General features: G+C 56.3%; 16 protein-coding genes and 1 tRNA gene. 11 read left to right on the plus strand and 6 right to left on the minus strand.

Features of this window, described 5'->3' with window-relative positions:
• Positions 1-48: 48 nt before the first annotated feature.
• Positions 49-933: an ABC transporter permease gene (locus H6815_09460; GenBank protein MCB9860665.1), complete on the plus strand. Its 885-nt coding sequence runs from the start codon at positions 49-51 to the stop codon at positions 931-933.
• A gap of 72 nt (positions 934-1,005) precedes the next feature.
• A tRNA-Arg gene (locus tag H6815_09465) sits at positions 1,006-1,079 on the plus strand.
• A gap of 156 nt (positions 1,080-1,235) precedes the next feature.
• On the opposite strand, the gene katG is transcribed toward H6815_09465, so the two are convergent.
• The 4 genes from katG to H6815_09485 form a co-directional block, all read right to left on the minus strand.
• The gene (gene katG / locus H6815_09470) at positions 1,236-3,485 is read right to left on the minus strand and encodes a catalase/peroxidase HPI (GenBank protein ID MCB9860666.1); all 2,250 of its coding nucleotides are present in this window, start codon (positions 3,483-3,485) and stop codon (positions 1,236-1,238) included.
• A 17-nt stretch (positions 3,486-3,502) separates the two neighbouring features.
• Complete coding sequence (locus H6815_09475; protein ID MCB9860667.1) at positions 3,503-3,943, minus strand: transcriptional repressor; 441 nt, start codon at positions 3,941-3,943, stop codon at positions 3,503-3,505.
• A gap of 183 nt (positions 3,944-4,126) precedes the next feature.
• Positions 4,127-7,477, minus strand: coding sequence for an efflux RND transporter permease subunit (locus H6815_09480; GenBank protein MCB9860668.1), 3,351 nt, complete (start codon positions 7,475-7,477; stop codon positions 4,127-4,129).
• Positions 7,474-8,637 carry an efflux RND transporter periplasmic adaptor subunit gene (locus tag H6815_09485; GenBank protein MCB9860669.1) on the minus strand — a complete coding sequence of 388 codons (1,164 nt, stop codon included), beginning with the start codon at positions 8,635-8,637 and terminating at the stop codon, positions 7,474-7,476. Before H6815_09485 ends, H6815_09480 begins: the two co-directional genes overlap by 4 nt.
• Before the next feature lie 279 nt (positions 8,638-8,916).
• On the opposite strand from H6815_09485, the gene H6815_09490 reads away from it, so the two are divergent.
• Both H6815_09490 and H6815_09495 read left to right on the plus strand, forming a co-directional pair.
• The gene (locus tag H6815_09490) at positions 8,917-9,900 is read left to right on the plus strand and encodes a pyrroloquinoline quinone biosynthesis protein PqqB (protein MCB9860670.1); all 984 of its coding nucleotides are present in this window, start codon (positions 8,917-8,919) and stop codon (positions 9,898-9,900) included.
• A gap of 27 nt (positions 9,901-9,927) precedes the next feature.
• Positions 9,928-11,139, plus strand: a complete 1,212-nt coding sequence (locus H6815_09495) for a DUF1080 domain-containing protein (protein MCB9860671.1) — start codon at positions 9,928-9,930, stop codon at positions 11,137-11,139.
• Here H6815_09495 and H6815_09500 read toward each other — a convergent pair whose 3' ends face one another.
• Positions 11,140-12,279: a Gfo/Idh/MocA family oxidoreductase gene (locus H6815_09500; GenBank protein MCB9860672.1), complete on the minus strand. Its 1,140-nt coding sequence runs from the start codon at positions 12,277-12,279 to the stop codon at positions 11,140-11,142. It lies immediately after the preceding gene.
• Positions 12,276-13,286, minus strand: coding sequence for a sugar phosphate isomerase/epimerase (locus tag H6815_09505; protein ID MCB9860673.1), 1,011 nt, complete (start codon positions 13,284-13,286; stop codon positions 12,276-12,278). The genes H6815_09500 and H6815_09505 overlap by 4 nt, the downstream gene beginning before the upstream one ends.
• Positions 13,287-13,385: 99 nt before the next feature.
• Between H6815_09505 and H6815_09510 the strand changes: the two genes are divergently transcribed.
• From H6815_09510 to H6815_09540, 7 genes are all read left to right on the plus strand, one after another.
• Positions 13,386-15,002 carry an MFS transporter gene (locus tag H6815_09510; GenBank protein MCB9860674.1) on the plus strand — a complete coding sequence of 539 codons (1,617 nt, stop codon included), beginning with the start codon at positions 13,386-13,388 and terminating at the stop codon, positions 15,000-15,002.
• A gap of 95 nt (positions 15,003-15,097) precedes the next feature.
• The gene (locus tag H6815_09515; GenBank protein ID MCB9860675.1) at positions 15,098-16,426 is read left to right on the plus strand and encodes a Gfo/Idh/MocA family oxidoreductase; all 1,329 of its coding nucleotides are present in this window, start codon (positions 15,098-15,100) and stop codon (positions 16,424-16,426) included.
• Positions 16,426-17,301 (plus strand): FAD:protein FMN transferase, encoded by an 876-nt coding sequence (locus H6815_09520; GenBank protein ID MCB9860676.1) that lies wholly within the window; start codon positions 16,426-16,428, stop codon positions 17,299-17,301. Before H6815_09515 ends, H6815_09520 begins: the two co-directional genes overlap by 1 nt.
• Positions 17,294-18,529 carry a Gfo/Idh/MocA family oxidoreductase gene (locus tag H6815_09525; protein ID MCB9860677.1) on the plus strand — a complete coding sequence of 412 codons (1,236 nt, stop codon included), beginning with the start codon at positions 17,294-17,296 and terminating at the stop codon, positions 18,527-18,529. The genes H6815_09520 and H6815_09525 overlap by 8 nt, the downstream gene beginning before the upstream one ends.
• Before the next feature lie 21 nt (positions 18,530-18,550).
• Complete coding sequence (locus H6815_09530; GenBank protein ID MCB9860678.1) at positions 18,551-19,339, plus strand: hypothetical protein; 789 nt, start codon at positions 18,551-18,553, stop codon at positions 19,337-19,339.
• Between the two features lie 202 nt (positions 19,340-19,541).
• Positions 19,542-22,754, plus strand: a complete 3,213-nt coding sequence (locus tag H6815_09535; GenBank protein MCB9860679.1) for a PD40 domain-containing protein — start codon at positions 19,542-19,544, stop codon at positions 22,752-22,754.
• Positions 22,755-22,978: 224 nt separating this feature from the next.
• Entirely contained in the window at positions 22,979-23,557 is a 579-nt protein-coding gene (locus H6815_09540; protein ID MCB9860680.1) for a hypothetical protein, read from the plus strand.
• Positions 23,558-23,622 lie beyond the last annotated feature (65 nt).

The following is a 23,622-nucleotide window of genomic DNA, read 5'->3' on the forward strand; positions in this document are numbered from 1 at the left end:
GGCCAGACCGAACGTTTTCGCCCGGTTTCGGGGGCAGAGGGGATGTGTGTGAGCCAAGCCACGGTGATCTATTCTCATGCTGCGCTGCCTCTTCGAGCATATCTCAACCCAAGCGCGATGGTACGGAATCTCTGGTCGGTTCGTGTGCTTACAGGGCAGTTTGCCCGCAGGGATATTGAACAGCGGTACAAGAACCATCTGCTCGGACTTGCGTGGACTGTGATCCATCCGCTCATCATGCTCGCGGTCTATACGTTCGTTTTCGGGATCGTCTTTGAGGCTCGCCGTACAGCACATGGAGAGAATGCACCTACTGGAGGCGTAGATGCAACCTTCGCGCTGAACCTCTTCATAGGTCTCATTGTCTTTGGTATCTTTCGTGAGATGGCAGGTGCAGCATCGAATCTCATTGTTGGTCGCACGCAGTATGTGAAAAAGGTTGTTGTGCCGCTGGAAATCTTCTCGGTAAGTGCGATGCTCGTTGCGTTGTTTCACTTTGCCGTCGGTTTGCTGGTGTGGTTTCTTGGCTGGGTTGTTTTCTCGCCCCAGCACTATCCGCATTGGGAAGTGATTCTGGTACCAGTATTGATTCTTCCAGTCTGCCTTGCAGGACTTGCGATGAGTTGGCTGCTCTCTGCGTTAGGAGTATTCCTTCGTGACATGGGAAGTATTGTCGAAATCGGGATAACAATGCTGTTTTTCCTGACGCCTGTATTTTACTCGCTTGACAACATTAACAACCCAAAGCTGCGGATGGTCCTTGGGCTCAATCCACTCGCGCGCTCGATCGAGTCCTGCCGGGCAGTGATGATCCGCGGTGAACAACCGGATTGGGCGTGGTGGGGAGGTATGCTTCTCGTATCAGCGTTGATGGCTGTGTTGAGCTACGCCATGTTTATGAAGTGCAGGCGCGCATTTGCGGATGTTCTGTGATGCCAGCTCGACGCTGTAGAGCCTATGCTCACTGCCTGAAACGCTGGAAGGCGATGATACAAACTGCGTGAAGCGCTCGTAGCTCAGCTGGATAGAGCAGCGGTTTCCTAAACCGCAGGTCAGAGGTTCGAGTCCTCTCGGGCGCGTTGCGAAAGATGCTCAGAGTGAACATGTGATCACTCTGAGCACGCGCGTCTCGGCGCATATCAAGAATGTGAGCCGAACATGTTGCCTAGCCTCACATGTAATTTGATTCTGATCTGCGTTCAATGATTGACAGTGGCAGGCACAGCAAAGGCTTCTCATACGCTGGTTGCGACGAGTTCTTGATTTGGCATGTATGAGGCACGCTCTGAGTGTGTCATATCGAAACGATCAAGGTTCATCACCTTGTCCCATGCTGCAACAAAGTCAGCAACAAACTTCTCGCGGGAATCAGCACATCCGTACACCTCAGCAAGAGCGCGCAACTGCGAGTTTGAACCAAAGACAAGGTCCACCCGCGTGCCGGTCCACTTTAGTTCGCCAGACGTGCGATCGCGCCCCTCGAACACGTCAGCTTCTGGTGAAACAGGGTTCCACTCTGTCGCCATGTCGAGCAGGTTGACAAAGTAGTCGTTGCTCAAGGTTCCGGGGCGATTCGTCAGAACGCCGTGCTTCGAGTTGTCATGGTTCGTGCCGAGCACACGCATACCTCCCACAAGCACAGTCATCTCTGGCGCAGTCAGCGTCAGCAGTTGTGCCTTATCGATGAGCAACGCTTCGGCTGGAACAGCGTACTTGCCATTCAGGTAATTACGGAACCCGTCAGCGATCGGCTCCAGAGGCTCGAACGATTCAACATCGGTCTGCTCTGCGGATGTGTCCATGCGACCGGGTGTGAACGGGACTGTCACATGAATACCCGCGTTCTTTGCTGCCTGCTCGATCGCAGCGCATCCACCAAGCACGATCAGGTCCGCCAGTGAAACCTGCTTGCCGTTGGTCTGCGTGCTATTGAACGCACTCTGAATGCTTTGTAGCGACGCAATCACCTTTGCCAGCTGCGCAGGGTTGTTTGCTTCCCAGTCCTTCTGTGGTGCGAGACGAACACGAGCGCCGTTGGCACCGCCTCGCTTGTCAGAGCCGCGGAATGTCGATGCCGATGCCCACGCTGTAGAAACAAGTTCAGAAACAGATAGGCCGGACGCAAGAATCTGTTTCTTCAGAGAAGCAATATCCTGCGCATCAATAAGCGGATGGTTCACAGCAGGAATCGGATCCTGCCAGATCAGTTCTTCGCTTGGAACTTCCGGACCAAGGTATCGCGAGCGCGGCCCCATGTCGCGGTGTGTCAGCTTGAACCACGCACGCGCGAACGCATCAGCAAACTCTTCTGGATGCTCAAGGAATCGTCGTGAGATCTTTTCATATGCAGGATCGAACCGCAGCGACAGGTCCGTTGTCAGCATCGTTGGACGATGCTTCTTTGATGAATCAAATGCGTCGGGGATGATCTCATCCGCATCCTTGGCGACCCATTGATGCGCGCCCGCAGGACTCTTTGTGAGTTCCCATTCGTACCCGAACAAGAGTTCGAAGAAGCTGTTGCCCCATTTCGTTGGCGTCGTTGTCCATGTGACTTCAAGACCGCTGGTGATCGTGTCTGCGCCCTTGCCGCTGCGATAGCTGCTCTGCCATCCGAAGCCCATCTGCTCAAGACCAGCTACTTCGGGATCAGCACCAACAAGATCAGCCGGACCAGCGCCGTGCGTCTTTCCAAATGAATGCCCGCCCGCGATGAGCGCAACTGTTTCCTCATCGTTCATCGCCATGCGCTTGAATGTTTCACGAATGTCGTGCGCAGCAGCGAGCGGATCAGGATTCCCATCAGGTCCCTCGGGATTCACATAGATCAGACCCATCTGCACAGCCGCGAGTGGATTTTCAAGATTGCGGTTCTTCGCATCACCGTTATGCGCATAGCGTTCCTCGCCACCCAGCCATGCTTTCTCTGCACCCCAGTACACGTCCTGGTCGGGCTCCCAGACATCCTCGCGCCCGCCAGCAAAGCCAAATGTCTTGAAACCCATCGTCTCCAGTGCGACATTGCCCGCAAGGATCATCAGGTCGGCCCACGAGATATTGCGACCGTACTTCTGCTTGATCGGCCAGAGCAGCCGGCGTGCCTTGTCGAGACTGACATTGTCGGGCCAGCTGTTGAGCGGTGCAAAGCGCTGTTGCCCACGCCCGCCACCGCCGCGACCATCGCCAATGCGGTACGTGCCAGCACTGTGCCACGCCATTCGGATAAACAGCGGGCCGTAATGACCAAAGTCTGCCGGCCACCATTCCTGCGAATCTGTCATGAGCGCAGCCAGATCCTTCTTTACTGATGCCAGATCGAGGCTGTTGAACGCCTCAGTGTAGTTGAAGTCGCAATCCATCGGATTTGATTTCTCAGAGTGCTGACTCAGCAGTTCAAGCTTCAACTGGTTCGGCCACCAGTCACGGTTCGTTGTTCCGCTGGTTGTGTTGGTCTTATGGAACGGGCATTTGGATTCGCTGGACATGGGTATCTCCTGAGTCTTCATTTGGCTGATGAGGTGCGTCGTGATGTGAGACACCTCGGACAGGTGCCCCAGTAAATCACTTCCGCTTCATCGATCTGATATCCGTGCGCGTCATCGACACCGAGGCACGGCGCATGGCCGACGGCGCATTCCACATCCACCGTGCGTCCGCACGCACGGCAGATCATGTGATGGTGGTTGTCGCCGACACGATCCTCGTACCGAGCCGGAGAGCCGGCCGGCTGGATCCGTCTGAGAGCGCCTTTTTCAGCAAGCGTGCCAAGCGCGTCATACACCGCTTGACGCGAGATCGTGCTGATCTCAGCGCGGACAAGTTCAGCAACCTCTGCCGCGGTGCAATGAGGTTGCGCCGACACCGCTTGCAGCACAGCTATCCGCTGGGCGGTCACCTGCAAGCCGAACTCGCGGAGGGTTGTGGCGGGGTCGGGGCTGGTCATCGAAGGCAAATGATAGACCAATTTTGGACTGTGTCAATAATTGGACATTGTCTTTGGCTAAGCGGATGAACACAAAGATATTCATTGAACTCAACAGCCACGGCATCTTAAACGTCGGTCAGGGGTTCGAGTTCTTCCGGCGCGATGGTTTGTTTTCGCTTATGCCAGGGGGTCGGTACGTGATCACAGCTTTGCAGTCGCAACCGGCGTTGCGACCGATTCCTTCGAAAGTTGTGCTGCGATCCATGCTTGAAGATCAAGCACAAGGCTCAGGAGCAACGGGACAAGCACGATTGTGAAGATCGTGGATACGAGCAAACCGCCGAGCACAACACTGCCAAGACCGCGATACAACTCAGAACCTGCTCCCGGCATGAGCACAAGTGGAGCGAGGCCACCGATTGATGTCAGCGAACTCATGAAGATCGGGCGCATACGTGTCCGGACCGATTCTGCGATCGCATCGCGCGCGGGTGCGCTCGATTCCATGCCGCGCAGACCGGGAATCCCATTCTTCATGTACTGCAGCGACTGATGGACAATCAGAATCGCGTTGTTCACAACAACACCGATCAGAATGACAAACCCGAGCATGGTTAGAATGTCGAAGTTCTGCTCTGGCATGTACCGGTTTGTTGAAGACCATATGTGCACCATCCGCAGTGCAGCGAATCCGCCAACTGTTGCAAGCGGCACACTGAACATGACGATCAATGGCTTTGAGAAGCTCTGGAACAGCACACACATCAGCAGGTAGACCACCATTAGTGCGAGGACGAGCGAGCTTGTTATCGTGCTGAGGAGCGTGCCATCCCCGAGCATGGCGCGCTTGACGGAGGCGAGTTTACTGGCTGAGCCGGTAAAGTTTGTCGTCACTGTTGGCGGGATCTGTCCCTTGTCCTGCAGATCATGGATAATGCCTTGAGCGCCATCTATCGCCTGCTGCAACGGCAGCCCTGCGGGCGGGGTGAACTGGAGCGTGACAGCCCGCTGACGTCCAACGTGTGTGATTTCGGGTGGGCTGGTGATTCGCTTGATGTCAGCAAGGGAACTGACAGGAACAACACCCGCAAGCGGTGTCGCAACGGGCACATCGGCCAGCCCGACAAGATTGGTCTGATCAACAGCATTCGTGTCAATGAGCTTGAGATCGATACTCTCGCCCGCGACACGGTACTCGCCGATAATGGCGCCATCACCACTTGCCTGGAGCGCCAGTCCAAGGTCGCGTGGTGTCATACCGACCTGTGCAAGGTCTCGCTTGCGCGGATACGCACTGATTTCAGGACCGAACACGTCGAAGTTGCTCGGTTGTGCCTGCACGCTGTACGGACCAAACTGCTGAATCAGTCCCATGCGAGCAGCAACTGCCGCGCGAGTGACTTGGTTGAGATCATCACCGGACATCTCAATTTTTACAGCCGATCCCGTGTTGCCACCAAGCCTGAAGAGCGGTACTTGCTGCGCAAACGCCATGATGCCAGCGCCGGCTTCACCGCCTGTCGCTGTCTGCAGAAGGGTCACAACATCCGGCACTTTCTTCGGGTTCGCGCTGATAGCGCCGTGGAACATCGTGCTGCCGAATCCAACGAAGAAGTAGTTGTCAAGCGCTGGAGGCGTGATGGTTGGACCGGGTTTTCCGCGTGCAAAGTCGAATGTCTGGAATGATGGGAGGTTTGCTTCAGCTTGACGACGCTCTTCAGAACCTTCCTCAAGAAGACCGGCTTCCCAGAATGGGCGGATTGTTTTTTCGACACGATCTCCAACGGTGTACTGCTGGTTGATGTTGTATCCGGGCGGCGTGAAGATGATACCGAACACGAGATTGCGATTCCCGGTCGGCAGGTAGTCGGCTGGAGGCATCAGCACACCTGTTCCAAAGAGCGACACAACAGTCAACATGGCAACCACACCGATGCGCATCGCAACGCTGCCGCACATTGCGTGCACCGCGCGCGACACAGCACCAGTGAAACCGCCACGCTTGACATTCTCCTCTGAGAATGCGCCAGCTTTGCTGTGGCGCAGAACTCGTGCTGCTGCACACGGAATCACCGTGATGGAAACAATAAAGCTCAACCCGACTGCTGCACAGATTGCGATCGAGATGTCGCGGAATAACTGGCCCGCCTCCTCCTGAATGAGCAGGATCGGGATGAACACAACAAGCGTTGTGAGTGTTGATGCGAGCACCGCACCCCACACCTCGCTTGTTCCGTCGAGAGCCGCACGGGCCGGCTTTTTGCCGAGTTCCAGATGCCTGAAAATGTTCTCCAGCACCACGATGGCGTTGTCAACAACCATACCGACAGCGAACGCCATACCCGCGAGACTGATCACATTGACTGAGCGCCCCATGGCCAGCATCACGACAATGGCCCCAACGACGGAGATCGGAATTGCGAGCGAGATGATCAGAACGGGTCTGATCGATCGCAGGAACAGCACAAGGATGATGATTGCCAGCACGCTGCCCACCCAGATGTTGCTGCGAACGAGCGCGAGCGCATCGTCGATATAGATCGTCTGATCATAAACCTGTGTGAGTTTGAATTCGCCGTTGATCTTCTGCTTCGCTGCTTCATTGGCAAGCACTCCACCGGGTTGGTTCAACTGATCGATGGCCTTGCGGATTCCCGCCATGACAGCGATAACATTTGCGCCAACTTCCTTCTGGGCATTGATAGCAATGACAGTTCGCCCCTTGGATCTGACGAAACTGCTCGGTTCCTTGTATGTTTCCACCACATCCGCAACCTGCGACAGATACACGGGGCTGTTATCCCGGAATGCGATAACCGTGTCGAGCACGTCATCGACCGAGTCAAACTGCCCGATGGTGCGCAGGCGGACATTGAACTTGCCATCCTTCAGTTCGCCACCAGAGACGTTTGCGTTTGCGCCCCGAATCGCGGTGACAAACTCCGTTGGCGTAATACCAAACGCAGCAAGATCGGTGGGTCGATATCGGATTTGCGCTTCGCGTTCGCGCCCGCCAAGCACATTCACTTCTGAGACACCATCGACGCGCTCGATCACCGGCTCGATGTGGTTGTGCGCAAAGTCCTGCAATGTTCGCACATCGAAGTTCGGATCGGTTGTGCTGAGCACAATCCATGTGATGTAGTCACGGTTTTGCGGATCCGATGCTTCAATGACTGGCTCTTTGACGTTGTCGGGATATTCCGGCACCTCCCTGAGTTTGTCGCTGACCTCACGAAGAGCATCGTCCTTGTTTGTGCCGACGTTGAACTCCAGACGGATCTGCCCCTGCCCCTGGCTCGACGTGCTGGTCATGGCGCGCAGGTTGGCGATGCCCTGTAGCATCTCTTCCTGTCGCTCGACAATCTCGCGCTCGATCTCATCCGGACTCGCCCCTTCCCATCGCGTTGTGACAGCGATGATGGTGTCCTCAACATTCGGGGTGAGTTGGATGGGGACCTGACGCAGCGCGAGCAGACCAGCCATGATTGTCAGTATCACACCGACAACTACAGTAACCGGCTGCTCGATCATCGCTCTGACAAAGTTCATGGAGTGTTCGCTTCCTGTGCAGGTTGAGCCTGAGTTGCGGTTGGTGCAATGGGGGCGCCGGGGAAGAGTCGCTCGTTCCCCTCAGTGACAACAGCGTCGTTTGGACTGATCTGATCCGATGCGATCGCAAGCCGATCGTTCACGGGGAACAGCACTGTCACGGGGACAAAGGATGCAACAGGTGGTGTCTCAGCGCCTGTTGCCCTCATCACATAGAGATATGGACCGGTTTCATTGCGAAGCACCGCGTTGATCGACACCGTCAGCACATCGCGCTGCGAGGAGGTTGGCAGCCATGCTTTGACCGACATACCGGGTGCGACGGGTTTCCCATTTGAACTAAAACGCACAATCAGGTCAAAGGTGCGTGATCGTGGATCGACCGACGGAATTGCAGTCCAGGATTCGGACTTGAACATCTCCTCTCCAGCCTGAAACTGCAGCGGCGGCGCATCTTCCGTCTTTGCGAGATAGGCATAATGCTCCTGAGGCACACTCAGCCACACCTCATACTGGTCAGTTGCCAGTATTTCAACAACAGCATCCCCTTCACCGACCCACTCGCCCTGCTCGACAAACACACTGACAACAACGCCATCGAAGGGCGCTTTGATCTGCATGTCCGCAATGCGGAGGTCGAGCAGTTGGATGAGCGCATCAGCAGCGAGAAGCCTGTTCTGGCCCTGAGAAAGCCGGGATTGTGCAATCGCAAGATCGGCACGGTAATCGCGTAGTTCCTGCTCGTTGCCGCCGCCAGCTTTCATCGCGTTCTCGAGGTCGGTGACATTCGCTTCGTTACGATCGATGTCGGCTTCATATTCCTTGAGCTGGGCAACAATCCCATCGCGTTCTGCAACGGCCTGAGCACGCTGTTGTTTCAGCCGCCGGTCGTCGAGCGTGGCAATGACGTCATCCTTCCGGACAGGATTCCCCTCGTCGACAAGTTGGATTATCACAACACCAGACTCGCGCGAGGCGATTCTGGCGCGATGGTGTGCACGAACATCCCCAACCAGCATGCGGTGTGTGGCGAGATGCTCTGTTTTCACCTGATCGATGCGGACTGTTGCAGGAGGTGGCCCACCCTGTCCGCGCGCGGAAGAACACGCGAGAGAGACGCAAAGAACACACCACAGACATGGAAGCAGCATTCGGTTCATTGTGATCCTCAGACAACCCATCTGGCAGGAAAGGCATTCCGTTTTCAGGACATGACATTGAGACGTTCGATATCGCACAGACTCGACACGCCAACTGACCCCAAAAAATATCGTTGGTTCGTTCTTCCACCGAATCGAACAACAATCTGGTTTAGAACCGCAAAGTGGAGGTTTGCGGACCTGGTAAACAGGGAATAATCCCCATTCGGCTTTCGATGTGGTTATGCCTGTTGCGTGACATCCGGTGTGTCGTATCTGCCTGTCGGATACACTCCCGTCATGGGACATCGGGCTCCACTATGTATTTTTCTCATCGTGATGTGTTTGTGCGTGATGTCTGCTGGTTGCGCACGCGATACGGCATTTTCGCCGTCGAATACCGGATTGCCATATGTTCGCGTCCTCGGCAATGCACAGGATGCGGGGTTTCCACAGATCGGTGCGAGCCATCCCCGTGCCATGGCAGCATGGAATGATCCGTCAAAGAGGAGATACGCAACGTCGATTCTGATAGCTGATCCCAAGAGTGGCAAACGCTGGCTGATTGATGCGACACCCGACATCCGCGAGCAGACCGAACTCGCACGCTCTGACCCGCCAACGCGCAAGGCGCAGTCTGGTAGACCGCCGTTGTTCGATCGCGTGTTCCTCACGCACGCGCACATGGGACACTACGCCGGATTGCTCCAGTTCGGGCGTGAGGCCTATGGTGCTGCAAAGCAGCCGGTGTACGGCTCATCGCGTATGGTCGAGTTCCTGCGCACAAATGAGCCGTGGCATCTGCTTGTCGAACTCAATCACATCGCACTCACGACAGTTGAACCCGGCAAGCCGATCGCACTGACAGATTCAATTTCGATCGAAGCATTCACGGTCCCGCACCGTGCCGAGTTTACAGACACGTATGGGTATCTGATCCGTGGTCCGACTCGATCTGTTCTGTTCATCCCAGACATTGATAAATGGGATCGGTGGGACACGCGGATCGAGGACATGATCAAAGATGTGGATGTCGCACTGCTGGACGGCACGTTCTACGCCGACGGAGAGATCCCCGGCAGGTCCATGGCCGACATCCCGCATCCATTCATCCAGGAATCCATCGCAAGGTTCGACACACTCCCCGATCGGGTGAGAACACGCATCCGGTTCATCCATCTGAACCACACGAACCCCGCGATCGACCCCGACAGCAGCGAGCGGCGGATGATCGAACGCGCGGGATACCATGTCGCCGAACAGGGCGAGATCCACTCGCTGTAACGAACTGTTTCGTCTGGAGGTTGTGCCATGTCGTTCCGTCACATCGTCGCATCGTGCGTGTCCCTTGGTGTTGTTGCGTGTGCTGGCGCACAGTCAAACAACGACTGGGTGCCGCTTTTCAATGGGCACGACCTTTCCGGCTGGGTTTCAACTGGTGAGCCCGATGCATGGACAGTGCGCGACGGCGAGATCGTCACCGCAAAGCCTAGTGCGGGTGGATGGCTTCGCACCACGAAGATGTATCGCGACTTCGAGCTCACACTCTCGTTCTGGATGCCCGAGGGTGGAAACTCGGGCGTGGGTTTGCGTGGCTCATCCGGTGGTGATCCTGCATTCACTGGTTTCGAGGTACAGATTCTCGATACGTTCGGTGAAGATCCCGGGTTGCGCAACTGCGGCGCGGTGTATGAAGCTGTTGCACCCTCTGCAATGGCAGTCAACGAGCACGGCAACTGGAACACCTATCGGATTTCACTCGTAGGTGACACACTCAACGTCTGGCTGAACGACCAGCATATCCACACGGATGTCAAACTCGACGATCGCGGGTTCTTCCGGAATGAAGCCCAGCCGCTCCCACTCAACACGCGCGCAACCACTGGCTATATCGCGGTACAGGACCACGGCCACGCCTTCCGGTACAAGGACATCAACATCAGAGATCTTTCAACAGATCCCGAGCCTGATGGCATGGTGCCACTCATTGAGGGTATGGATGCAGGAGAACCTGCAGGCTGGTTTGCTGAGGACAAGGCGGAATGGACGGTTGAAAGCGGTACGCTCATCGGTCGCAAGGGACCCGGCCACCTGTTTACAAAGGGTATGTACTCAAACTTTGAGCTGCGCGCACTCGTGAAAACAAATGATCACGGTAACTCCGGCATGTACTTCCGCGCAAAGCCAAACCCCGATCCCAACAACCCTTGGCCGATCGGGTATGAAGCACAGGTCGATCAGCACGATCCCAAGAACTTCACGGGCTGTATTTACAACGCAGCATGGCCCGACAACATCAAGGCTCCACTTACACGTGATGACGCGTGGTTTGATTATCGCATCCGCGCGGAGGGAGATCACATCCGCACGTGGATCAATGGCGTGCTGATGGTTGACACACATCTCGACACATACTCAACCGGTCATCTCGCGGTGCAGGGGCATCACGATGCAAACGTCATTCAGTACAAGGACATCCGCGTGCTGAATCTCGACATGGCGTCCTCGACAGCGGACGATTAATCAGAGGCTTGTCCATTCGCCGTTGTTCTTTGAGCTCGTCACACATGCCTCAACGAATCTGATGCCAAGATAGCCGTCGTGCGCATTGGGCACAACGCCCGCAAGATCTGTCTCAGCTGCGCCGGTTCTTACAGCATTGATCTGATCACACACGCCTCGATAAATATTGGCGAACGCCTCAATGTACCCCTCGGGATGCCCGGCGGGTACGCGCGTTGAACTCGTCGCGATCGGTGACAGATTACCCATGCCACGCGTGTATGTCGTGCGTGAACAGTCATTGTGGATGAGCGTGAGTGTCTCCGGTGTTTCCTGCTTCCATACGAGACCCGCTTTGTCGCCATAGACGCGGATCGAGAGTCCGTTCGCCTCGCCGGTGCAGATCTGCGACGCGGTGAGCGTAACATGTACGTTGTTCTCGGCGCGGACGTGGACGCTCGCGTCGTCATCGAGTATGCGACCATCAACAAAGCTTGTCAGGTGGGCGCTGACCTCGGTCGGTGTGCATCCGGTGATGAATCTTGCCAGATGCTCAGCGTGCGTGCCGATGTCGCCGAGTGCGCCCGCGATGCCTGCCCGCGAGGGATCGACCCGCCATGAGGCTTGTTTCTGCCCGGACTGCTCAATATTCTGCGAGAGCCATCCCTGGTGATACTCAACAAACACGCGACGGATGGTGCCGAGTTTGCCACTTTGAGCAAGTTCTCTCGCATGACGCACCATGGGATACCCGGAGTATGTGTATGTCACCGCGCACACGAGGTTGTTCCGTGTTGCGAGCTTGTGCAGTTCTTTCGCCTCGTCGCTGGTGATCGTGAATGGTTTGTCACACACGACGTTCAGACCAGCTAACAAGCACGCGCGTGCGATCGCGTGGTGCGTGTCGTTCGGCGTGACAATCACGACAAAGTCAACCGGGTCCGACCGGTTGCTTTCCTTTTCAACAAGTTCCTGCCATGTGCCGTAGGATCGGTCTGGCGCAAGCCCGAGCGATCTGGCTGATGCGATCGAACGCTCGGGCGTGGATGACAGCGCTCCTGCGACAAACTCTGCGCATGAATCCAGCGCGATCGCTTTGCGATGCACCGCACCAATGAACGCGTCCTGCCCGCCGCCGATCATAGCGTATCGAAGTGTCATTGTGCCTGCTCCGCTGAGTCAAACGCTGCGTCGAATGCGCGATTTGCTGGTGTGAAATCAAGTGCGCGCACAAAGTCCGCAGCTTCCGCTGCGCCGTGCTCGCGGTCCATCGCGCTGTCCTCCCATTCTACGCTGAGCGGGCCTGTGTACCCGATCCGATTGAGCGCGCGGACGATGTTCTCGAAGTTCACGTCGCCACGGCCGGGCGAGCGGAAATCCCAGCCTCGCTGATGATCACCAAAACTCAGGTGGCTCCCCAGGATGGACGTTGTGCCATCAAGATTCACCGCTGCATCCTTTACATGCACGTGGAAGATGCGATCGGGGAATGCATCGATCAGCTTGACCGGATCGATGCCCTGCCATTGCAGGTGCGACGGATCGAAGTTGATCCCGAACGCGGGATGATGATCAAGTGCAACGAGTGATCTTCGCATCGTGTGGATGTCGTACGCGATCTCGGTGGGATGGACTTCGAGAGCAAACTTCACGCTGTGCTTTGCAAATGCATCGAGGATCGGATTCCACTGCGATGCGAACGTGCGATATCCCGCGTCGATCTCGTCCTGCGATGTTGGCGGGAAGAAGTACAGCTTGTGCCAGACCGGGGAGCCTGTGAACCCATTGACAACCTGCACGCCAAACCGTGCCGCTGCCTCGGCTGTGTCGATCATCTCCTGTGCCGCTCGTTGCTGCACGCCATCGGGCTTTCCGTCACCCCAGACGCGCTCTGGCACGATGGCCTTGTGGCGGGCATCGATGGGGTCTGAGACGGCCTGTCCCACAAGGTGATTCGAAATGGCAAGGCATTTGAGCCCATGTCTGGCAAGGGTTTCCCCCAGATTCGCGCAATACCTGTCTTCAGACAGCACGCGATCGACTTCGAAATGATCGCCCCAGCAGGCAAGTTCGAGTCCGTCGTATCCCCAGCTTGCCGCTTTTTCAGCCAGAACTGCCAGTGGCATGTCAGCCCATTGCCCGGTAAAGAGTGTGACAGGTCGAGCCATACAGCGTTGCTCCCGTGAATCAGTGTGGTTGCAGGAAACGGCGATTTCTGGTAACGTGTGGGGTTTCCGCACGCAGTCTGCAAGGGTAGGGGGTTGGGCATGGAACGAGGCCGCTCGGGCACCACCGCATTGTCAGTGATGATGTTCCTGCAATACGCCGTCTGGGGCGTGTGGCTGCCGTACCTTGCCAACTACCTCGGCTCCGGCTGGATTGTCGCAAACGAGCAACTTGCTCCGGCACAGACGTTCGATCTCGGTCACGATCCCTTTGTGCCCGGCGAGTCCGGTCTGATCTTCATCAAGGACAAGTCGAGCTTTGAAAAAGCGATCGCAGCTACAACAAAGAAGATCGACGATGCCGAAACATCGGAGCAGGATCGTGCAACCGCACGCGCAGACCGCGACCAACTGCACTCTCAGATCGAGAACGCGCCCGAGAAGGTTGATCTTGCCGTGGTCAAGGAACAACTGACATCTGCTGGGTACAAGCGCGTTGGTGGCGGGTTGTGGTTCTCTGGTGCTGCTATCGGCTGGATTCTTGGGCTCGCTGGTTCGATCGGCGCGATCTTTGCACCGTTTCTTGCAGGCCAGATCGCCGACAGATTCATCAATGCAGAGAAATGGCTTGGCATTCTGCTCATCACAGGAGGGGCGCTCAAGTACCTCACGTTCTATGCGCACTCGTATGAATCATTCCTCGCGATGTCGATCCTCTATTCGATTGCATACATGCCGACACTGGCGATCACGAACTCGATCGCGTTCGCGCATCTCAAAGACCCGCAGAAGCAGTTTGGCCCTGTGCGTACGTGGGGCACGATCGGATGGATCATCGCGTCAAACGCGTTCCCATTGATTTGGCTGCAGACAAATCTGCATCCAACATCGCTGCCACCGTTTCTTGCCGGTGATCCCAAGCCCGATCAGGCAGGACTCATTGCCGACGCGCTCCGCGTTTCTGGTGTGATGGCAATCGGGTACGGCATCTGGGCGATGTTATTCCTGCCGAAGACACCGCCAACCAGGAGCAGCGAGCATCCGTTCGCATTCTTGAAAGCACTTGAGTACTTCAAGCATCGTGGTCTGCTCATCATGACGATCGCAGCACTCCCGATCTCGATGATCCACCAGGTCTACTTCATTCGCACCGGCCCATTCATCGAAGCGGCCGGATACAAGTCGGTGTACATCGGCCCCATCATGTCGATCGGCCAGATCGCAGAGATCATCATGCTCGCGATTCTTGGCCTGTTCCTGAAGCGGCTCGGTTTCAAGCTGGTTCTCGCACTCGGATGTGTCGCGTACTTTGTGCGGTTTGCGCTCTTTGCGCTCGCAGATGGTGGCACGAAAGAGTTGATCCTGCTCTCGTGTGTGCTCCACGGATTGTGTTACGGGTTCTTCTTTGCTGGCGCGTACATCTACCTTGAACGCATTGTGCCGAAGGATGCTCGCCACTCAGCACAGACATTGTTTGGTGTTGTCATTCTTGGTGCGGGTCCTGTGCTCGCAGGTTTCTACAACGCGTGGCTTGGTTCGATCGGTAAGGAAAATACAACGGGCGTGCAGGACTGGGCATTGATCTGGTGGGTGCAGGGTTTTATAGGTCTTGCCTGTGCTGTGCTGGTGCTTGCTGCGTTCAAGCAGGGCGTATTCCGCGATGAAAGCACCGAGGAAATCGCGTCCGTTCCCGCCGATGCTGCGGAGGAGATACCATAACCCATCCATAAGTTTGCTCTTTGGATGACAATCCTGTCTGCTCGTGTTCACATTCTCACACTGATGCTCGCGTCAGATTCGTATTGGAGAGAGTCATGTCCGATCACATTCACAACCATTCACGCCGCTCATTCCTTGGCACGACCGCAGTTGCGGGTGCTGCCGCACTTGGCCTCAGCGCTGCTGCCGGTGCAGCAAAGCCTCGCAAGCCGCTTCTTCCAACTGTGAAAGCTGGTCGCGCACCAAAGCTTGGCGCGAACGAGCCCATCCGCATGGGTGTCATCGGCACCGGCGGTATGGGCACGGGCCATTGCCACGCGTTCTGCAACTTCGCCGAAAAGGGCACTGCCGATGTGCAACTCGTTGCGATCGCAGACGTGTGTGATGAGCGTCGCATGAACGCGCATCGCGCCTGCGTCGAAAAGCAGAACGGCATGGAGGTCATGGAGACACGCGACTACAAGAAACTGCTCGCGCGTGACGATATCCACGGCGTTCTCATCGCATCGCCCGAGCACTGGCACGCACAGCACATCATCGACGCGCTCCACGCAGGCAAGGACGTGTATACAGAAAAACCGATGACGCTCCGTCTCGATCAGGCAATGGCCGTTCGCAAGGCGGTCGAGTCACATCCCGAGCGCATTTTCCAGGTCGGCACGCAGATGATTATGCTGCCGAAGTATCAGGAAGCGCGCAAGGCGATCAAGGCCGGCAAGATTGGCACACCCATATGGTCGCAAACTTCGTACTGCAGAAACACCCCGTCCGGCGAATGGAACTACTACGGCATCAACAAGGAGTGGGAGCCGGGCGTGAACCTTGACTGGAACGCATGGCTCGGCCATCTTGGCCCGCGTGAGTGGGACCCCAAGGTGTACGCACGCTGGCGCCGCTACAGGGACTTCTCCACGGGCATCGTTGGAGATCTGCTCGTTCACGTCATGACACCGATGATCTTTGCGCTCGACGCGGGCTGGCCTGTGAATGTTGTTGCCACCGGCACGCACATGATCGACAAGGACATGGAGAACCACGACCAGGTGAACCTCACCGTTGTCTTTGAGAACGGCCACACCATGGTCATCGCGGGCGCGACAAACAACGAGGTTGGTCTTGAAACGCTCATCCGTGGCAACAAGGCCAACATGTACCTCAATGGTCGTCATTGCGATATCCGTCCGGAACGCGCGTACGTCGACGAAATCGAGCGCGAGGAGGTTACCTGTCCTGACATTGGGAACGATCAGGATCAGCTGCGCCTGAACTGGCTCGAATCCATCCGCTCGCGCACGCCCGCGCTGAGCAACATCGATCTTGCATCAAAAGTGCTCGTCGCGGTCGATCTTGCGACACGATCAATGTGGGATGGGCACGCGTACAAGTTTGACGCGAAGACCCTGCAGGCTTCTGCGGTGAAGTAGTGGCAGACCATGTTGACATCAGGCTTGCGTTTGATGCCATGGGCACAACATTCGAGTTCGTGATCGCATCGTTTGCGCGAAGTATTTCGGGCACCGATGCGCGAGCGATACTCGAAGAAGCCGCGGAGATCGTCAAGGAGTGGCACGATCGATTGACGATCTTTGATCGTGGGTCGATCGTGTCACGCATCAACGCAACGCCGGTCGGTCAGTCTGTGCGGATAGATCGTGATCTGTTCGACATGCTCGAGCTATGTGCGCAAGCAACAAACGATACGAGCGGCGCGTTCGATATCGATGTTGGTATGTTGATGTCTGCGCATGGGTTCCGCGGTGAGACTGCATCGACGAATGCGAACGCGCATCAAAACTCGTCGTACTCACTGGATGCAACCAGACTCACTGTCACTCGCGACGACGCTGCCTGCTCGCTCGACTTCGGCGGGATTGCAAAGGGGTTCGTTCTCGATCGTGTCTGCGAACTCCTGCGCGAGTATGGCGTGACATCCGCGCTGCTGCATGGAGGCACATCATCTGTCGCGTGCATTGGAACGATGCCAAGCATAAAGCGATGGCGGATCGCGGTCCTGGATTATCCAGATGCGATCGAACTTGAAGACAGTTGCATGTCGGTGTCGCGGATCGATGGCAGAGTGTCACCAGCGGGTGGCCACATCATGGACCCGAAAACGGGTGTGCCGGTAACGGATGTTCCCGGCGCGTGCGTGGTCGGTCCGAGTGCAGCAGTGTGCGAGATATGGTCAACAGCACTTGTTGTTGATCCGTCACTCACTGCGCATCTTCCGGATGGATACACTGCAACTGCTCTTGCTGCAAGCAGGATGCACAAGGAAAAGGACCTGGCCCATGTCTGATATTGCTCGTCGCGAGTTTCTGGCAAAGAGTGTTGGCTCAGCTGCCGCGTTTGCACTCGTCCCCGATGTGCTCGGCGCGCCCGTGCGATGGAACTCTCGTGCGCCATTGCGTGTGGGTGTTGTCGGTGCGGGCAGACAGGGTCGCGCAATTGCAGGAGAGCTCGTGTCGATCGATGAGGTTTCCGTGACCGCGATCTGCGACACGGATGATCGCCGGCTTGCCGCAGGATTGCGCAGGTCCGCTGGTGCGACAGGATTCGCTACCGTTGCAGAGATGCTGGCAAAGGGTGATGTCGATGCTGTCGTCGTTGCAACGCCAACACACACGCACAGGGACGTTGCTGTTGCTGCGTTGCAAGCAGGCAAGCATATCTACTGCGAGTGCCCCCTCGCGCACACCATCGCAGACTGCAAAGCGATCGCCGACGCCGCCAAGTCCGCCTCGGTTGTCGCTGCAGCCGGGTGTCAGGGCAGAGCAAACCCCGTGTACCAGCTCGCACGCGGGTTCTTCAAGTCAGACTCCGTGCGTGATCTCGTGTCGATGTATGCCCAGTCACACGACAAGACGACGTGGATTTCGCCCGCATCAGAACCGGATCGCTACAAAGCGTTCAACTGGAAGCTCGATCCCGAGGTCTCGCTCGGTCTTGCTGGCGAGGTGGGTACGCAGCAGTTCGATGTGTTCCATTGGTACACGGACAGGTATCCTGTGAAAGTGTCCGGTCTTGGATCCGTGCGTGCCTATCGCGAAGATAACCGCAAGGTCAACGACACGATCGCGCTGAACCTCATCTTCGATGATGGGACAGTGTTGCAATACGGCGCAACGATCGGCAACTCCTACGGCGGGAACTACGAGGTCTTCCACGGCACGAACGCTGCGATCAAGCTCGCGTGGACGCACGGCTGGATGTTCAAGGAGTCCGACGCGCCGACGCAAGGCTGGGAGGTCTACGCGAATCGGCAGCAGTTCCACACGGACGAGGGCATCACGCTGATCGCTGGCGCGACCAAACTCGCAGAGCAGGGCAAGCTGAAGGAGGGTGTTGGTCTGCCGCATGTCCCTGTGCACTACGCGCTCGTTGACTGGATCAATGCGATCAGCGCGAACGATGCTCCCGCGTGCTCGATCGCCGAGGGCGCTCGCGCAACAGCGGTCGCGATCGCAGCCAACGAAGCGGTACGTTCCGGAAAGACAGTCGATATCGATCTTGGCGCGTTGTCCTAACACATGTTGTCATAACACACAATGAAACACGTTCCAAAGCTCACATCACTCCCATACACCGCGCGCATCGGCATCGCTGTATTGATGCTGACACTGCTCGGCGGATATGTAGTCTCGGGCATCCACCTGAAGACACACTATGACAATCGCGACGGCTCGCCGGGGTTCACGCTCGGCGACATCCGCGGACACTACCACGGCGTGCAGTCGCCGTCGCCATTGGTTGCTTCGCTCCAGCAGGATCATCCGGACGCTGAAACACTCCCGGACGACAAACGCAAGGCGCTGCTCGATTGGCTCGCAGAAACCGACAAACTCTCGGAGCAGTACGACAACTTCGATCTTGGTGACAACGCGCCTGCTGAGATCATCGCGGTGAGTTGTCTGGATTGTCACTCTCGCAACTCAACCGGCCCCGATGCACACCCCTCGGTGCCTCTGGAGTTCTGGTCCGACATCCAGGAGATCGCGTTTTCGAAGGACATCCAGCCGACCAGCGAGGCGGTGCTCGCGATGAGCCAGCACACGCACGCGCCGACAATGGCGGTGATTCTGATTATCGTCGGACTGCTCGCGTGCATGACCAGACTCCACGGGCAACTCACAGGCATTGTGCTGCTGGCTGGCGGGCTCGGACTCGGGCTGGACATGGCAAGCTGGTGGCTAGCACGATCGAACGAGGTGTGGATTAACGTACTGGTCGCGGGTGGCACTGTGTACGCTATCGCGATCGGCTTGCTAGGTGCAGTGGTTGTCATCGATTGCCTGATTCCAAGCTTTGCAAAGCAGTCTGGATCTGCATCAAACTAACTTCCTATAAGTCAAACCACACCCGGAATTGTTCCGCAGGAGGCATGATCATCGATTCGCCGACGTGGTGTTTCGTGTACGCTGGAGTCGCGTCGAAACGCATCGATGTCCGGTTATGACGGAATACGGGCACCATTCGGTTCGTTCGTGTTGCATCCTGTCCATGTATCCTGTTTCGTACCCATTCCGAGAGGAGCGGATGATGAAGAGTCGTGCTGTCGTTGTCTGTGCGGTTGCTGGTATTGCTGCATCTGTCAGCACTGCCCAGTCGACAAAGTTCCTTCGCTACCCGTCACCTGCAAATGATGGCAGGATCGCGTTCTCGTACCACGGCGATATCTGGATCGTTGATGCTGACGGGGCAAACCCGCAACGTCTGACCGCGCATGTCGCTCGCGATGAGAATCCAAGGTTCAGTCCCGATGGAAAGCACATCGCCTTCGACTCCGATCGCATGGGCAACGACGATCTGTATGTCATGCCCGTGACCGGTGGCGAGCCAAAGCAGATCACGTTTGACTCGACCGGCGATCGTCTTGTGAACTGGATGCCCGATGGCAAGGGGCTTCTCTTTGCAACATCGCGCGGGAACAGTCTGTGGGGCGCGCCGCTGTATGTTGCGCCGCTTGATGGCACGATCCCGACGCCGCTGAAGATGGACAAGGGGTCGTCCGGTATGGTCAGTCAGGACGGCTCAATGGTTGCATTCAATCGCAACGGGTTCCGGTACTGGCGAAAGGGATATCGCGGAAACTGGAACACGGACATCTACGTCATGCCGACGCTTGGCGGCGAGATCAAGCAGTTGACCGATCTCGATATGAAGGACTTCCGCAACCACACACAGGATGCGCATCCAATGTGGGGTTCCGACGGCATGATCTACTTTATGTCTGAAAAGGATGGACTCTTCAATCTCTGGCGCATGAAAGCGGATGGTTCGAAGCAGGAACAGGTCACTTTCCACGACGGCGATGGCATCCAGTATCCGTCAATCAGCCCGGACGGCTCGATCATCACTTACGAGAGTGAGTTCGAGATCTACCGCTACGACGTTGCAACTCGCAAGACAGCACGCGTGCCGATCGAGCTTTCGTTCGATCCCAAGGACACGCTGATGACTGTCACAAGCACGAACGGGAATCCGGACGGGTTATCACCAAACCACGACGGTAGTCAGGTTGTTGTAGGACACCACGGCGAGTTGTACCTCGTGCCGAGTGATCCACAGGTCGGCGAGAAGACACGCATCACCGATTCTGTGTGGCGCGATCGGTACCAGCAGTTTAGTCCTGATGGCACAATGATCGCATTCGTCTCCGATCAATCACGCGAGGAGGAGATCTGGATCTACAACGTCGAATCGCGTGAGTCGCGCCAGCTCACGCATCAGGAATCACTCAAGAGTGAGATCACATGGTCGCCCGATTCAAAGAAGATTGTGTGGGAGTCCGATCTGCGCCTGTACATGATCGATGTCGCGTCGGGTGAGATGTCCCAACTCGCGTACAACCCCGAGGGCGGATTCGATATCGGCGCGTTCTCAAACGATGGAAAGTATCTTGTCTACAACCGCGAGGATCCTGCACTCAACGATGATGTGTACATCTTCGACATCGAGAATCGTACCGAGACGAACGTAACCGATCACATCTTCTCGGATCGCGCAGGCTTTCTTACACCAGACCATTCCCATGTCGTGTTCTCATCGAACCGGAGTGGCACGTGGGAACTCTACGCGGTCTCGCTCACGAAGATGACCGAAGATCCAAACGATCCAATGGTCAAAGCACGCAAGGACGAAAAGAAGCCGTCGCGTGGCGATGAAAAGAAGGACGACGACAAGAAAGACGCAGACAAGTCAGACGATGGTGAAAAGAAGGACGAGGAGAAAGCGGAAACGAAGCCGCTTGAGGTCGATCTCGAAGGCATCGACAAGCGTGCGCAGCGTATCAGTTCTGGCAGTGGTAACATCTTCAACTTCTTCCCGAGCAGGGACGGCAAACTCGTGTACTTCACTCGCGGTAGCGAACTGCTCAGCGTGAAGATCGACGGCTCTGACCAGAAGAGTCTTGGTGACGGTGGATTCGGCGGACTGTCCATGTCTGGCGATGGCAAGAAGTTCTTCTTCGAGCGTTCCGGTGGGCTGTACTCCATGTCAGCTTCGGGTGGAAGACCGTCAAAGATTGACTTCAGTCTCCGCGTCATCATCGACCAGCGCGCCGAGTGGGAGCAGGTCTTTGAAGAATGCTGGCGTGTGATGAAGTACCGATTCTACGATAAGAACATGCACGGCGTTGATTGGGCAGCTGTTCGCGAGAAGTATCGTCCCATGCTGGCAAATGTTGGAGAAAATCAGGATCTCTACGATCTTGCAAACGAGATGATCGGCGAACTCAACGCGTCGCACACCGGCGTGTCTGGTCCGCAGTCGCACAACATGGAGCGCCTGTACTCCACCCAACATCTTGGGTTTGACATCGTTCCGGATAATGGGGTCTATCGCATCAGCTACATCTATCCCGATGGACCTGCGGATCATGAATGGATCGAGCTGAATGTTGGTGACGTTGTCCAGTCGATCAACGGCACAAACATTGCAGACAGAGACAACTACGAGAAGCTGCTGCTCGATCCGTTGAATGAGTATGTCTCCGTTCGTGTTGCAACGCCCGAGAGCGCGGACGACGGCACAGAGATGATGACAAACGATCGTGTGATCCGTATCAACACAGTTGGTTCGCTCTCAGGCATTATGTATAACGCGTGGGTTGATTCGCGCCGGAAGCTCGTCGATGAATGGTCAAACGGAAAGATTGGATATGTCCACATTCAGGCCATGAACGGTCCATCGCTTGCCAAGTTCCAGACCGAGATCGATCAGTTCTGGAACAAGAACGGCATGATCATCGACATCCGATACAACGGCGGCGGCAACATTGACCAGCAACTGATCGATATTCTTGAGCGCCAGCCGTACGAGTACTGGAACTCGCGCCTTGGTGGTCGCGCTGCAGGTCGTCGCCCGCGACAGGCAATTGCAGGCCCCAAGGTCATGCTCATCAATGGTCGCTCCGCGTCCGACTCCGAAGTCACGCCGCAGGGGTTCCGCGATCTCAAACTCGGTACCATCGTCGGCAACCCAACCATGGGTGCTGTGATTGCAACTGGCAGCTACGGGCTGCTCAACGGCGGTTCGATCCGTACGCCGGGTGCGCTTGTGACAACATATGATCCGACGAACGAGCACAACTACGGCATCAACCTTGAGAACTTCGGTGTTGCCCCGGATGTGTGGGTCGAGAACTCACCGCAGGACGAGCTTGACGGATACGACCGTGAACTGCATGTTGCTGTACAGACAGCACTTGAGCAGCTTGCGAAGGGCACGTGGCAGTACGGCGAAGACAAATAGCCGCTGAACCCAATCTCTAGCCACTTATCCAGCACGCCCGCAGCCAATCTGCGGGCGTGCTGTGCTATGTCAGTTCTATGAGATAGTTCACGATTGTGAACAGGCAACACAGGGTATCGCTACAATATCGGGACCGGAGTGGGACTTCATCCTATGAAATTTCTTTGCCCAATTCCCAAGAAACCGCAGAGGCTTGTTCGAGCCTGTCAGACTGGGGTTGCACAATGATTAGTTTCTTTCTGGACGGGCAGGCATGGTGGTTCACCGTGCCTGCGGTTGTCGGCACGCTGTATTTTCTCATCCAGTTCACACTGATGGAACTTGGTGGGGATTTTGATACAGATGTTGATATCGATATTGACACACCCAGTCACGACACGCCTGGTCATGAGTTCAAGGTCATCAGCCTGCAGACGCTCTCCGCGTTTTTCATGGGTGGCGGTTGGATGGGCTTTGGCGCCTATCGACTCCTCGATCTTGGTACGTTCCTTTCGTGTGTTGTTGCTGTGCTGTCCGGTGCAGCAGTGGGGTGGTTGCTCGTGACGCTGCTCCGCAAGTTACTGAAGTTCCAGTCGTCCGGCAACATCAGTTTGTCCGACATGGTTGGTCTTGTCGGCGATGTGTACGTGCAGATACCACCCGAAGGCCAGGGGACTGGTCGTGTGAAGATTGTCGTCGAGGGTCATCAGCGAGAGATCAATGCAGTGCAGCATGGCGATACACTCATCCCAACATCAACGCGCGTGAAGGTCAGACGCGCAAATGAAGCGGCGGACTCGATTGTTGTCGAACCGGTTGCGTAATCACATCTGAATAGATTCGCATAGGCACAAGAACGCATGTCTTGTGCAAGAGAAAGTGAGATAAG

The sequence above is a fragment of the Phycisphaeraceae bacterium genome (genome assembly GCA_020639155.1).
Classification (GTDB): Bacteria; Planctomycetota; Phycisphaerae; order Phycisphaerales; family UBA1924; genus JACKHF01.

What these genes read in the sequence shown, in the direction of transcription:
- H6815_09530 (MCB9860678.1), top strand. Translation starts at nt 18,551, where the DNA reads ATGAAACACGTTCCAAAGCTCACATCACTCCCATACACCGCGCGCATC.
- H6815_09510 (MCB9860674.1), top strand. Translation starts at nt 13,386, where the DNA reads ATGGAACGAGGCCGCTCGGGCACCACCGCATTGTCAGTGATGATGTTC.
- H6815_09485 (MCB9860669.1), bottom strand. Translation starts at nt 8,637, where the DNA reads ATGAACCGAATGCTGCTTCCATGTCTGTGGTGTGTTCTTTGCGTCTCT.
- H6815_09505 (MCB9860673.1), bottom strand. Translation starts at nt 13,286, where the DNA reads ATGGCTCGACCTGTCACACTCTTTACCGGGCAATGGGCTGACATGCCA.
- H6815_09500 (MCB9860672.1), bottom strand. Translation starts at nt 12,279, where the DNA reads ATGACACTTCGATACGCTATGATCGGCGGCGGGCAGGACGCGTTCATT.
- H6815_09495 (MCB9860671.1), top strand. Translation starts at nt 9,928, where the DNA reads ATGTCGTTCCGTCACATCGTCGCATCGTGCGTGTCCCTTGGTGTTGTT.
- H6815_09525 (MCB9860677.1), top strand. Translation starts at nt 17,294, where the DNA reads ATGTCTGATATTGCTCGTCGCGAGTTTCTGGCAAAGAGTGTTGGCTCA.
- H6815_09540 (MCB9860680.1), top strand. Translation starts at nt 22,979, where the DNA reads ATGATTAGTTTCTTTCTGGACGGGCAGGCATGGTGGTTCACCGTGCCT.
- H6815_09490 (MCB9860670.1), top strand. Translation starts at nt 8,917, where the DNA reads ATGGGACATCGGGCTCCACTATGTATTTTTCTCATCGTGATGTGTTTG.
- H6815_09475 (MCB9860667.1), bottom strand. Translation starts at nt 3,943, where the DNA reads ATGACCAGCCCCGACCCCGCCACAACCCTCCGCGAGTTCGGCTTGCAG.
- H6815_09515 (MCB9860675.1), top strand. Translation starts at nt 15,098, where the DNA reads ATGTCCGATCACATTCACAACCATTCACGCCGCTCATTCCTTGGCACG.
- H6815_09535 (MCB9860679.1), top strand. Translation starts at nt 19,542, where the DNA reads ATGAAGAGTCGTGCTGTCGTTGTCTGTGCGGTTGCTGGTATTGCTGCA.
- H6815_09480 (MCB9860668.1), bottom strand. Translation starts at nt 7,477, where the DNA reads ATGAACTTTGTCAGAGCGATGATCGAGCAGCCGGTTACTGTAGTTGTC.
- katG (MCB9860666.1), bottom strand. Translation starts at nt 3,485, where the DNA reads ATGTCCAGCGAATCCAAATGCCCGTTCCATAAGACCAACACAACCAGC.